11 protein-coding genes are annotated in these 12,614 nt (G+C 68.4%); 3 read left to right on the plus strand and 8 right to left on the minus strand.

The genetic code is table 11. The annotated features are described in order from the left end of the window. The first annotated feature begins 175 nt into the window (after positions 1 to 175). A complete protein-coding gene (locus tag ACPEH8_RS08735) occupies positions 176 to 1,432 on the plus strand; it encodes a zinc-dependent metalloprotease (protein ID WP_017357089.1) in 1,257 nt (418 codons plus the stop codon). An 85-nt stretch (positions 1,433 to 1,517) separates the two neighbouring features. On the opposite strand, the gene lpxH is transcribed toward ACPEH8_RS08735, so the two are convergent. The 8 genes from lpxH to ACPEH8_RS08775 all read right to left on the minus strand — a co-directional run bounded on the left by lpxH (position 1,518) and on the right by ACPEH8_RS08775 (position 11,665). After that, complete coding sequence (gene lpxH, locus ACPEH8_RS08740; RefSeq protein ID WP_017357090.1) at positions 1,518 to 2,258, minus strand: UDP-2,3-diacylglucosamine diphosphatase; 741 nt, start codon at positions 2,256 to 2,258, stop codon at positions 1,518 to 1,520. A 37-nt stretch (positions 2,259 to 2,295) separates the two neighbouring features. Continuing rightward, a complete protein-coding gene (locus ACPEH8_RS08745) occupies positions 2,296 to 2,835 on the minus strand; it encodes a phosphatase PAP2 family protein (RefSeq protein ID WP_153164571.1) in 540 nt (179 codons plus the stop codon). Further along, entirely contained in the window at positions 2,816 to 3,952 is a 1,137-nt protein-coding gene (locus ACPEH8_RS08750) for a glycosyltransferase family 4 protein (RefSeq protein ID WP_017357092.1), read from the minus strand. Before ACPEH8_RS08750 ends, ACPEH8_RS08745 begins: the two co-directional genes overlap by 20 nt. 97 nt (positions 3,953 to 4,049) lie before the next feature. Beyond that, positions 4,050 to 5,576 (minus strand): exopolyphosphatase, encoded by a 1,527-nt coding sequence (gene ppx, locus ACPEH8_RS08755; protein ID WP_136005556.1) that lies wholly within the window; start codon positions 5,574 to 5,576, stop codon positions 4,050 to 4,052. A 123-nt stretch (positions 5,577 to 5,699) separates the two neighbouring features. Beyond that, complete coding sequence (gene ppk1, locus ACPEH8_RS08760; RefSeq protein ID WP_017357094.1) at positions 5,700 to 7,781, minus strand: polyphosphate kinase 1; 2,082 nt, start codon at positions 7,779 to 7,781, stop codon at positions 5,700 to 5,702. Then, positions 7,778 to 9,118: a phosphate regulon sensor histidine kinase PhoR gene (gene phoR / locus ACPEH8_RS08765; RefSeq protein WP_136005559.1), complete on the minus strand. Its 1,341-nt coding sequence runs from the start codon at positions 9,116 to 9,118 to the stop codon at positions 7,778 to 7,780. The genes ppk1 and phoR overlap by 4 nt, the downstream gene beginning before the upstream one ends. 83 nt (positions 9,119 to 9,201) lie before the next feature. Beyond that, on the minus strand, positions 9,202 to 9,891 hold the full coding sequence (gene phoB, locus ACPEH8_RS08770; RefSeq protein ID WP_017357317.1) for a phosphate regulon transcriptional regulator PhoB: 690 nt from the start codon (positions 9,889 to 9,891) through the stop codon (positions 9,202 to 9,204). 133 nt (positions 9,892 to 10,024) lie between these two features. Continuing rightward, complete coding sequence (locus ACPEH8_RS08775) at positions 10,025 to 11,665, minus strand: M48 family metalloprotease (RefSeq protein ID WP_423666513.1); 1,641 nt, start codon at positions 11,663 to 11,665, stop codon at positions 10,025 to 10,027. Between the two features lie 152 nt (positions 11,666 to 11,817). Between ACPEH8_RS08775 and grxC the strand changes: the two genes are divergently transcribed. After that, complete coding sequence (gene grxC / locus ACPEH8_RS08780) at positions 11,818 to 12,117, plus strand: glutaredoxin 3 (protein WP_017357319.1); 300 nt, start codon at positions 11,818 to 11,820, stop codon at positions 12,115 to 12,117. After that, positions 12,114 to 12,506 (plus strand): carboxymuconolactone decarboxylase family protein, encoded by a 393-nt coding sequence (locus ACPEH8_RS08785; protein ID WP_017357320.1) that lies wholly within the window; start codon positions 12,114 to 12,116, stop codon positions 12,504 to 12,506. Before grxC ends, ACPEH8_RS08785 begins: the two co-directional genes overlap by 4 nt. Positions 12,507 to 12,614: the final 108 nt, after the last annotated feature.

Here is a 12,614-nt window from a genome sequence, read left to right on the forward strand (position 1 = left end):
GGAGGCGGAACGTGATGTTGCTGAACCGTGCGGATGCGGATCACAGATTTGAAAGGTCATCAGTTGCATCTATTGAATTCACGCGATCAACAGGCGCCATATGGCGCTGGCCTGTCGCAATCGGCCGCTTGCAGCAACGACTTCCCCGCAGTGTTCCCACTCATAGAGAGCCGACATGATGTCCAGATCGATGAGCAAGACCGCAGGTGTGATCACGTTGTGCCTGTTGACCGCCGGCAGTGCCTCGGCCGCGTCGCTGTTCGCCCCGGTCACCGTGGTGAGCCGCGCATCGGCCAGCAGCCAGCCGGCGCTGAGCGCGCTGATGAACTCCCCGTCCACGGCCACCGTGCAGGAAGTGCAGGTGGATGCGGCTGCGGTGACCGCGACCCAGAAGCAACTTGAGTTCGAGCTGCTCGGGCAGCCGGTGCAGGCCCTGCAGAGCCGTGTGGAGACTCTCGCCGACGGGGGCAGCGTGTGGTACGGCCAGCTCGGTACCCGTGCCGGTGCGCGGCTGGCCAAGGCCGGTGCCCCGGACCCGCTCAACCAGGTCATCCTGGTGCGCGCCGGCGACACGGTCACCGGCACCATCCGGCGTGATGGCCAGCTGTACCGCCTGCGTCCGATCAGCGACGGGCGCCACGTGCTGGTGGAAGTGGATGAGTCGCGCATGCCGGCCGACCATCCGGCCGACTACAACCGGCTGCCGACGGTGGCGATGCCGGTCAACGAGCAGATCGGCATTGCGGCCGCGTCCTCGGGTACGCCGGCCACCATCCGCGTACTGGTGGTGGCCACCAACGGCGCGGTCGCCGCGTACGGCGGCAACATGCAGTCGCTGGTGCAGTTGGCCGTGGCGGAATCCAACCAGGGCTACGTCAACAGCAACGTCGGCATCACGCTGCAGCTGGCCGGCTACGAGACCACCGCATATACCGAGTCCAGCAGCTTCTCCACCGACCTGGCGCGCTTCCGCCAGACCAGTGACGGCTATATGGACAGCATCCACACCAGCCGCAACACCACCCGCGCCGACGTGGCGGTCCTGGTGATCAACAACGCCAGTTCCTGCGGCCTGGCCTCGGGCATCGGCTCCACCGCCAGCACAGCGTTCGCCGCCGTGCACTGGGACTGCGCGACCGGGTACTACTCCTTCGCCCATGAGATCGGCCATCTGCAGAGCGCCCGCCACGACATCGCCACCGATTCGAGCACCTCGCCGTACGCCTATGGCCACGGCTACCGTTACCAACCGGCCACGGGCACCGGCTGGCGCACGATCATGGCCTACAACTGCACGCGCAGCTGCCCGCGGTTGAACTTCTGGTCCAACCCGAACATCAGCTACAACGGGATTCCGATGGGCATTGCCGCCAGTGCGGACAACCAGCGGGTGCTGGTCAACACCAAGGCAGCCGTCGCCGCGTTCCGCTGACGCTGCCGGGGACTGTGGGTGCCCACCCGGCAAGGGTGGGTACCCACTCGACCAAGCGGGCAGGTGCCAACGGTGGATCGGTACCTTACGCCAGCGATTCCAGCGTCCACCCCTGCGGGGTCACGCGCAGAACCGAACCCTGTTCGTACCAGTCGCCGAGCACGATGCGCGTGCACTCGCGCCCGCCCGCGTGGAGCGTGTGGATCGCCGGACGATGGGTATGGCCGTGGATCATGGTGTCCACACCGTACCGGATGAAGGCGGCCTCCACGTCGGCCGGGGCGACGTCGGTGACCGTTTCGAACTGGGCCCTGTCGCCCTGCTTCATCTCCGACTGGCGCGCCTGGCTGGCATCGCGCGCCTTCTGTGCGAACGCGATGCGCGCGGCCAGCGGCTGCGCCAGGAACTGCGCCTGGAAGGCCGGGTCGCGGGTCTGCGTGCGGAACTGCTGGTAGGCCACGTCATCGGTGCATAGCAGGTCGCCGTGCTGCAGCAGCACCGGCCGGCCGTAGAGGTCGATCACGCTCGGGTCGGGCAGGATTCGGAACCCCGCGCGCCGGGCGTAGTCGTCTCCGACCAGGAAGTCGCGGTTGCCGCGGATGAAGTACACCGGCACCCCGGCGTCGGCTACCGCGTGCAGCGCATCGGCCACCGCATCGGCGGCGGCGGACGGCGTGTCGTCGCCGATCCAGGCCTCGAACAGATCGCCCAGGATGTACAGCGCGTCGGCCTGCAGTGCGTCGCGCTGCAGGAAGGCCAGGAACAGGTCGGTGATGGCTGGACGGCTGGGGTCCAGATGCAGATCGGAAATGAACAACGTGGTCATGCGCGCATTGTAAAACGTCGGGCGCCGCCGCACCGCCTCACACCGGCAGCGGCAACCACTGCAGGCTGGCACCGGCCAGGCCGGTGGCGATCGCGGTGGCGGCCAGCACATCGCTGGGATAGTGCAGGCCCAGTACCACTCGCGACACCCCGACCGCCGCCGTGAACGGTACCAGCAGCGGTGCCAGCCACGGGTAGTAGGCCAGCGCCACGATGGTGAAGGACACTGCGTGCAGGGTATGGCCGGACGGAAAGCTGAACTCGTCCAGCGGCGCTACCCACGCGCGGATACGCAGATCGGCGGTGTAGGGGCGCGGGCGTCGTGTCCAGCGCTTGAGGCCCTTGTAGAGCAGCAGCGCCAACAGCCCGGTGGCCGCCATGTGCAGCGAGGCGCGCAGGCCGTCGAAGCCGTCCAGCAGCACCAGCGCGCCCATCAGGACGTACCAGAACACGCCGTCGCCGAGGCGGCTGACCGCGGCAAACCCCTGCCGTACCCGCCGTCGCCGGCAGTAGTGATTGGCGCGGCGGCACCAGCGCGCTTCATGGCCGCGCAGGGCGTCAAGCGGCGTGGTCGGCATGCGGCCTCCGGGCCTGGGCCAGCTCGGCAAGCAGGGCATCGAACTCGGCCACCACCTGCTGCGGATGCAGCCGCTTCATGGCGAGGGCCGCGTTGCGCCCGAGCCGCGCCCGCAGCACATCGTCCCCGGCCAACTGCACGGCGGCGGTCACGAACGCGGCGTCGTCGCCGACCGCAATGCCGCTCTCATCGGTGCGCAGGTGTTCGCGCGCCGCGCCATAGTCGAAGGCCACCGTGGCCAGGCCGCTGGCCATCGCTTCCAGGGTCACGTTGCCGAAGGTCTCGCTGCGACTGGGGAACAGGAACAGATCGCCACTGGCGAAATGGCGGGCCAGCGCATCCCCGCGCTGTACACCGCAGAAGATGAAGTCCGGGTTGTCATGCGCCAGTGCGGCGCGCGACGGGCCGTCGCCGACGAACACGAAGCGGGCTTTGGGCCGCACCTGCTGCAGCCGCCGGAAGGCCTTCACGGCCAGCGCAAGGTTCTTTTCGGGTGCGATGCGGCCGACGTAGATCGCGGCAAAGCCGGTGCCGTCGATGCCCCATTCCTCGCGCAGCGCCGGATCGCGCCGGGTCGGCTCGAACTGACGGCTGTCCACCGCGCGCGCCAGCAGGCGCACCCGCTCAAAGCCCTGTTCGCAGAGGAACTGCTGCAGCTCCTGGGTGGGGACCAGGGTGGCGTCGGACTGGTTGTGGAAGCGCCGCATCCAGCGCAGTGCCGCAGCCTGCAGCCAGGCCACGCCGTAGTCGGGCAGGTACTCGTCAAAGCGCGTGTGGAAACCGGTGGCGACCGGGATGCCCATCCGCCGCGCGGTACGCAGGGCCGACCAGCCCAACGGGCCTTCAGTGGCGATGTAGATCGCATCCGGGCGCTGCTGCTGCCACTGGCGCGCCAGCCGCTTGGGTGCCGGCAGGCCGAAGCGCAGGCCGGGGTAGCGGGGCAGGGCCGCTCCGGACACCAGCAGGGTGCTCTCCCCGTCGGCGTCGCCGGCCTGGCGTGGACGCACCAGATCAACCTGGTGGCCGGCCGCACGCAGCCCCTGTTCGAGCCCCTGGACGGTCAATGCAACGCCGTTGACCTCGGGTGGATATGTCTCGGTGACGATGGCATAGCGCATGGCGGACCTCCCGTATGCGCGCATGCTGGGCGCCGGCGATGTAGCCGACATGACCCTGGCATGACCATCGGATGACGGCCCGGCCGGGCCGCCCGGTTCAGGCCACGAACGGCCTGAACTGCATCCCCAGCCCTGCCAGGCCCTCGGTTTCGCCGATCAGGTCGGCGCGCAGCAGCGGCCGCGCGTCGATGAACGCCTGTGGGAGGATCAGCGACAGCCGGGTGTCGTCGGCGGTCAGTTCCAGTGCCGGCATGGGGGTGTCCTCGTGGGCGCGGTTGAGCAGCACCGCCAACCGCAGTAGGGCGGCCATCCGGCGTGCCGGCAGCAGCAGGCGCTCGGGCAGCGCATCGAAGGCGGCCTTGGGCACGTTGCGGCGATGGGTGCGCACCAGCGCGGCCAGCAGCTGCTGTTCCTGGCGCGAGAAGCCGGCGATGTCGGAGTTCTCCAGCACATAGCTGCCATGCACGTGGTAGCCGCTGTGCGCGATCATCAGGCCCAGCTCGTGCAGGCGCGCGGCCCAGCCCAGCATGCGTGCATCGTCGGGGTCCAGCCCCCAGGCGGCGTCCACCTGGCCAAGCAGGTCCATCGCGGTGCGTTCCACGCGCTCGGCCTGCACGGTATCGATCCCGTAGCGCAGGCTGAGCGCGGCCACCGACTCGTCGCGCAGGTCGTTCTCGCTGGCGCGGCCGAGGATGTCGTACAGGATGCCTTCGCGCATGGCCGCTTTGCTGACCAGCAGCTTCTGCAGGCCCAACGCCTGGAAGGCGGCCTCCAGCACCAGGATGCCGCCGGCGATGATCGGGCGGCGGTCGGCCGACAGGCCGGGCAGGTCGATGTCGTCGATCCGTTTGGCCTTGAGCAGCTCGTCGCGCAGCTGCGGCAGGGCCTCGGCGGTGATCGCGCCCTTGCTCAGCTTCATCGTCGCGCAGATTTCGCTGATCGCTTTGTGTGTGCCCGACGAGCCGAGCGCTTCGTGCCAGCCCAGCGCGCGGTATTTGGTGGCGAACTGCTGGAACTCGGCGCCGATCTCGGTCAATGCGTCCTTCCAGCGCTTGCGGCTGAGTTTGCCGCCGGGGAAGAAGCGCCGCGTGCTGGCAATGCAGCCAGCCTGCAGGCTTTCGCGCTCCAGGGTCTGCATGCCCTGGCCGATGATGAACTCGGTGGAGCCGCCGCCGATGTCGATCACCAGGCGGCGCTGGTCCGCTTTGGGCGGCTGCGCGTGGGCCACGCCCAGGTAGATCAGGCGCGCCTCCTCGCGGCCGCTGACCACTTCGATGGCATGCCCCAGCGCGGTTTCGGCCGGCATCAGGAAGGCCTGCGGCGAGCGCAGCTGGCGCACGGTATTGGTGGCCAGGGCGCGGACGCGCACCGGCGGAATGGCGCGGATGCGCTGGCCAAACCGGGCCAGGCATTCCAGCGCGCGCTGCCGCGCGTCGGCGGACAGGCCGCCCTTGCCATCCAGCCCATCGGCCATGCGCACCGTCTCGCGCAGGCGGTCAACCACCCGCAGCTGCCCGAGCGTGTAGCGCGCGATGACCATATGGAAACTGTTCGATCCAAGATCGATGGCGGCGAGCAGGTCGCCATCCTGCAGGGCGGGCGGAGTCGTGGTGGTATGCGGCATGGGCGAATGTTAGCCGAAGGCCGGTGTGCGGCGTCACCGCACGGCCTTCACATGGGATGCGACGCAGTGTCGCGTGACAGGGCCGGCCAATGGCCGGAACACCGCGCTGCCTCGAGGGGCCCCTTACAGACCCTGCATCAACGCCATCTGCGCCGAGTGCGGCGGCTCGTCATGGGCCGGGGCGCACTTGTGGTAGTTGCCGTCCGCGTGCAGTTCCCAGGCGTTGAGGTTGTCATCCAGGTAGTTCTGCAGCACATCGCGGTACACCTTGCGTGCCAGTTCCGGGTCCAGGATCGGGAAACAGGTCTCGACCCGGCGCAGCAGGTTGCGCTCCAGCCAGTCGGCGCTGGCGCAGTACAGCTCGGCGGCGCCATCGTTGCCGAACCAGTACACCCGGCTGTGTTCCAGGAAGCGCCCGACGATCGAGCGCACCCGGATGTTGTCCGACACCCCCGGCACGCCGGGACGCAGCGTGCACGCGCCGCGCACGATCAGGTCGATCTGCACGCCGGCCTGCGAGGCGGCATACAGCGCCCGCACCACCTGGGGTTCGTTCAGTGCGTTCATCTTGGCGATGATCCGGCCCGGACGTCCGCTGGCGGCCAGCCGGGTTTCGCGTTCGATCCGCTGCAGCACGCCGGTGTGCAGGGTGAAGGGGGACTGCAGCAGGCGCTTGAGCTTCATCCGCGGGGCCAGCCCGGACAGCTGCTGGAACAGCAGGTGTACATCGTTGCCGATATCGGCATCGGCGGTGATCAGGCTCAGGTCGGTGTAGGCGCGTGCGGTGCCGCTGTGATAATTGCCGGTACCCAGGTGCACGTAGCGACGCAGCTTGCGGCCTTCACGACGCACGATCAGCAGCATTTTGGCGTGGGTCTTGTAACCCACCACGCCGTACACCACCTGCACGCCGGCTTCCTGCAGGCGATCGGCCAGGCCGAGATTCGCCTCTTCGTCGAAGCGCGCGCGCAGTTCGACCACCACCGTGACGTCCTTGCCGTTGCGCGCGGCCTGGATCAGCGCATCGACGATCAGCGAGTCCTTGCCGGTGCGGTACAGCGTCTGCTTGATCGCCAGCACGTTGGGGTCGATCGCGGCCTGCTTGATCAGATCCAGCACGGCCGTGAACGCGTCGAACGGGTGGTGCAGCAGCACGTCCCTGCGCGCCACCACCTCGAAGATGCCGTCGCTGTCGCGCAGCGTGCGCGGGCTCATCGGCGGGTACTTCAGGTCCGGGCGGGCCAGCAGATCGTACAGCTGGACCACGCGGTTGAGGTTGACCGGCCCGTCGATGCGGTAGACCGCGTTCTCGGTCAGCCCGAAGTTCTGCAGCAGGGTGCGCACGATGTCGCGCGGGCAATCCTGCGCGATCTCCAGCCGCACCGCAGGCCGGTAGCCGCGGTCGACCAGCTCGTCGCGCAGCGCCAACGCAAGGTTCTCCACCTCTTCCTCGTCCACCACCAGTTCGGAGTTGCGGGTGACGCGGAACTGGTAGGCGCCCTGGACCTCCATGCCCGGGAACAGCTCGTCCACGAAGGTGGACAGCACCGAGGACAGGAAGACATAGGTCTGCCCCCCGCCGAGCTTTTCCGGCAGCTGGATGATGCGCGGCAGCGAGCGCGGCGCACGCACGATGGCCAGGTGGCCGGCGCGGCCGAACGCGTCGGTGCCCTTGAGCACCACCACGATGTTCAGTGACTTGTTGAGGATCTTCGGGAACGGGTGCGACGGGTCCAGGCCCAGCGGCGACAGCACCGGCATGATCTCGTTGCGGAAGTAGGCACGCAGCCAGCGCTTCTGCCGATGGTTCCAGGAGTGGCGGCCGAGCACGTCGATGCCGGCCTCGTGCAGGGCCGGGCGCAGCGTGTCATTCCAGCAGCGGTACTGCTGATCGACCAGTTGCGCGGCGCGGTCGTGGATGGCGTTGAGGATCGCCTGCGGACTCATGCCGTCCGGGGCCGGCGGCAGACCGAATTCCTGCGCGTGGCGCACCGCGGCGGCGCGGATCTCGAAGAACTCGTCCAGGTTGGTGCAGGAAATGCACAGGAATCGCAGGCGCTCCAGCAGCGGCACCTGGGTATCCAGCGCCTGGGCCAACACCCGGAAGTTGAAGTCGAGCTGGGACAGCTCGCGGTTGATGTACAGCGCGGGGTCGCGCAGCGGGTCGCTGTCCACATTCACAACGGCTGGAACGAGATTGCTCATGCGGAAAAGTCCTCGGAAGAGGGGAGGGAGGCCAGCTCATTGCGCGCGCGCACGTGATCGGCATCGAAGTGGCAGGAGAACACGCTGCCCTTGCCGACCTCGCTCTGGATCTCCAGGCGGGCGTGGTGGAGGCCGAGAATGTGTTTGACGATCGACAGGCCCAGCCCGGTGCCGCCGCTTTCGCGTGAACGGCTGCTGGAGACACGGTAGAAGCGCTCGGTCAGGCGCGGCAGGTGGTTGGCCGGAATGCCGTAGCCGCTGTCGCGCACCGACAGTACCGCGCCGTCGCCTTCGCGTGCCAGTACCACCTCGACGCGGCCACCGGCGGGCGTGTAGCGCACGGCGTTGGTGACCAGGTTGGAGAAGGCGCTGTGCAGTTCCTTGTTGGAGCCCTGCAGGTCCACGCCGGCGCTGTCGACGATGCTGATCTGGTGGCGGCCCTGGCTGTGCGCCTCGGCCTCGCGGCGCAGGGTGGCCAGCATCGGCGTCATGGCCACCGTTTCTTCTTCGGTATGTTCCTGCGATTCCAGCCGCGACAGCGTCAGCAGGTCTTCCACCAGCTGGGCCATGCGCTGGGACTGCTTGCGCATCTCCTCCAGCATCGGGCCGGTGCCGGGGAAATCCTCCGGGTCCATCATGTCCAGGTAGCCGTGCACCACCGTCAGCGGCGTGCGCAGTTCGTGCGAGACATTGGCGACGAAGTCGCGGCGCACCTGCTCCAGTCGCAGCAGCTTGCTCACATCGCGCGCGATCAGCAGCCAGTAGTCGGGCGAGTAGGGGATCAGGCGCAGATTCAGGCGGATCGCCGGGTCCACCGGCGATGGCACGTCCAGGATCGGCTCGGCATTGCGGCCGCCCGCCAGCCAGTGCGCCAGCGGCATCGGCTGCAGGCGTTCGACCAGCGCCTCGCCGAGATCGCCGGGATGATGCAGTCCGAGCAGCGAGGTTGCCGCTTCGTTGAACCACTGCACGCGCTGGCTGTTGCGATCCACCACCACCACCGCGTCGGGCAGCGCCGCGGCGGCGGCGCGGTAGCTGCGCAGCATGTCCAGCAGGCGCCGCTTGCGCGTGCGCATTTCCAGCTGGTTGCGGTACAGCAGCCGGTCCAGCTCATTCCACACGCCGGTGCCGTCGCCCACATCCCAGCGATGACGCGCGGTCAGCCGGCGCAGCACCCGCCGCAGCCGCCAGTAATGCCAGGCCAGCGCACCGATGGCCGCCAGCGCGATGCACATCCACACCTGTCCCAGCAGCAGGCCCAGAACGGCGGCCGCCAGCAGCAGGGTGGCCAGGGTAGCCAGCGTTTTCAACCAGGCGGAACGGATGTGGCGCGGCATTACAGTCTCGTAAAAAGTGTCCGTAGCGCGGGGCTCTGCCCGGCTGAATCAAGAGGATCTGCCCCGCGCTGGACGGGCTGGAATCAGGTGGCGGTGGAGAAACGGTAGCCCGCGCCGCGCACGGTCTGCACCATGTTCTCCGCACCGAACGGCTCCAGCGTCTTGCGCAGGCGGCGGATGTGCACGTCGATGGTACGTTCTTCAACATACACGCTGCCGCCCCACACGTGGTCGAGCAGCTGCGCGCGGGTATAGACCCGCTCGGGATGGGTCATGAAGAAGTGCAGCAGGCGGTACTCGGTGGGGCCGATCGGCACCGGCTGGTCGCCGGCGAACACGCGGTGCGCCGCGCCGTCGATACGGATCGTGCCGACCGCCACGCTGCCGTCTTCGTCATCGTCGCGCGCACGGCGCATCACCGCCCGGATACGCGCGAGCAGTTCGCGCGCCGAGAAGGGTTTGACCACGTAGTCGTCCACGCCGGCTTCCAGCCCACCGACGCGGTCATTTTCTTCGCCACGGGCGGTGAGCATGATGATCGGCACCTCACGGGTGAGGGCCTCCTTGCGCCAGCGCCGAGCCAGGTCCAGGCCGCTGGTGCCCGGGAGCATCCAGTCCAGCAGGATCAGGTCCGGGACGCGATCGGCGATGGCGGTCTGGGCCTCGCGGGCATCGCCGGCGTGGATCGGGTCGTAATCGCCCTTGCGGAGGGCGAACGCGACCATTTCGCGGATCGCGGGTTCGTCGTCGACGATCAGGATGCGTTTCTGCACGTGCCCACCGTAATGCTTATCAGACCGGGATTGAGCCCAGTAGACTACGGTTTCATGACATGTTTGTGACGACCGGGGCGGTATCGGTGCCCGGTGCCATCGGCCGGTCATGTGGACGGGGGCGGCGGCCGGCTCAGCGCCGGTCCAGATCGGGGTCCTGGATACCCTGCCGGCGCATTTCCAGCACCGTCGGCGTGATCGCCTCGATGCGGGCATCCACCCGTGCGCGGCCCACATAGTCCAGCGCGGGCTGGCGCTTGAGCGCCTGCAGCTGGATCAACGCCTGCTCCGGCCGGCCGCTGAGGAACGCCGCTTCGGCATAGGCCTCGCTGGCGCGGGTGGTGTCTCCGGCCAGTTCGCTGGCCCGGGCGAAACGGGTCTGGAACACCGGATCATTACCACTTTGCGACAGCAGCGGACGCAGCATCGCCTGCGCGCGCTGCCCGGCCTCGCGCCCGCCCTGCTCATTGAGGATGGCGGCGAAGGTCAACGCCACCGGTCGGCTGCCGGGATGCTGGCGCAGCAGCGCCTCGAAACGGGCGTTGGCCTGGGCCGGCTGGCCGGCGCGGGATTCGGCCTCGCCCAGGGCCAGCGCCACCCAGAGGTTGTCGGGGTGATCGCGCAGCAGGGCCTGCAGGTCGTCGCGGGCCTGGCCGGCGGCGCTGCTGCGCAGCCGGGCCAGGGCCAGCCCATAGCGCTGGGGCTCGGTCAGGCCGTCCTTCTGCGCGCGCTGCAGGTTTTCATATTCCTTCAGCACATCGCCGGGTGTGTCGGCGCTCAGCACCCGCAGCCGCTCGCGGGCCCACTCGAACTGCCCGGTGGCGCCGCGGCTGAGCGTGGTCACCGAGACCTGCATGGACGCCGGCAGCAGCGGATTGTTGCGCCGGACCAGCGGATCGGACAGCGCCGGGTCGGCCGGGTCCACGCGTTCCTCGCGCACGCCGCCGGGTACGGCGGTGGTCAGCAGCACGGTGTCCTTCTTCATCTGCTCGGCGCGGGATTTGGCCTCGCTGATGCGGGTGGTGGTGACCGGATGCGTCTGCAGGAAGTCCGGCACCGAATAGCCGCCGGCGTTGCCCCGCATCGAGGCGGACATGCGTTCGAAGAAGCCGGCCATCGCATCCACGTCGTAGCCACTGCGGACCAGGGTGCGGATGCCGAGCCGGTCGGCTTCGGATTCATTGGACCGGGTGTAGTTGATCTGCCGCTGCTGCATCAGGCCCATGCCGGAGGTGATCGCCGCCATCGTCGCATCGCCCGAGGAGTTGCCCCCGGCCTGCTGCGCGGCGACCACCGCCGCCAGCATGCCCAGCAGGATCGGAATCTGGTCACGCTGGGCGCGTTCGACCCCACGCAGCACATGCTGCTGGGTGACGTGGGCGATTTCGTGGGACAGCACCGCCGCCACCTCGTCTTCGCGCTCGGCGGTCAGCACCAGCCCGGCATTGACCCCGATGTAGCCGCCCAGCGTGGCAAAGGCATTGATCTGGCGGTCCTTGAGCATGAAGAACGTGTAGGGCTGCCGCGGCTGGGCGCTGTTGGAACCCAGCCGTGCACCCATCGTCTGCAGCCAGTCGTCCACCAGCGGGTCATCGAGCAGATAGCCATAGTTGCGCAGTTCGCGCAGCATCATCCCGCCGTATTCGGCCTGGCGCGCAGGGGTCAGCAGTTCGCCGGCCGAGGAGCCGATGTCCGGCAGCTTGCTGTCCTGGGCCGAGGCCAGTGGCACGGCCAAGGCCAGGGTCAACGCAGCGGAAAGCAGCAGAGGGCGCAAACGAAGCTCCTGGAAGGGGGGGCAGGTACAGCCGGTACAGGGTGGCAGGGGGCCTGCAAATCTATGGTTAATCCACAGTGTTGCGGCGGTGACGTGGAAATTCCAGCGGGCCGCTACCATATACAGACACTCGTTCCGCTGTGGAGTTTCCCGTGAGCCAAGATGTCGCTTCCACCCCGGGTGGCACCCCCGCCATCACCATCTATTCGACCGCGGTCTGCCCCTATTGCGTGGCGGCCAAGAACTTCCTCAAGAGCAAGGGCCGCGACTGGACCGAAGTCCGGATTGACCTGGACCCGGTCGAGCGCGAAAAAATGATGGCCAGGACCCGCCGCACCAGCGTGCCGCAGATCTTCGTCGGCGAGGTCCACGTCGGTGGCTACGACGACATGATGGCGCTGCACCGCGCCGGCAAGCTCGAACCGCTGCTGGCCGGCGAGGGCCAGGCATGAGCGCGGCCGACGACGGCAGCCGGGACCGCATCGCCGAATTCACCGAATTCCGCCAGCGCATGAACCAGCGCATCCTCGGCGAGCCCAACCAGGTCGTGCGGCGCTTCTTCGCGCTGGATACCCAGACCTACCAGGCCGGCGCGCTGGATGTGAAGACCAAGGAGCTGCTCGGTCTGGTCGCCTCGATGGTGCTGCGCTGCGACGACTGCATCAGCTACCACGTGGCCCAGTGCAAGGACGCCGGCGTCACCCGCGAGGAGTTCTTCGAGACCTTCTCGGTCGGTCTGGTGGTCGGCGGCTCCATCGTGATTCCGCACCTGCGCCGCGCGGTGGACTTCCTGGACCAGCTCGAAGGTGGCGCCGCCGCCCCGGCTGTTCACGAACATTGACCGGAACTGTCCGGCCGGCGGTCGGGCGCCACCGGTTGTCTCTCCGCCACCGTACCGGCAGGTGCCAAGCGCAGGCCGGTACGGCCTGCGGTCTTGGACCAAAGGCTG

This window comes from Stenotrophomonas sp. NPDC077461, assembly GCF_049545475.1.
GTDB lineage: Bacteria > Pseudomonadota > Gammaproteobacteria > Xanthomonadales > Xanthomonadaceae > Stenotrophomonas > Stenotrophomonas nematodicola.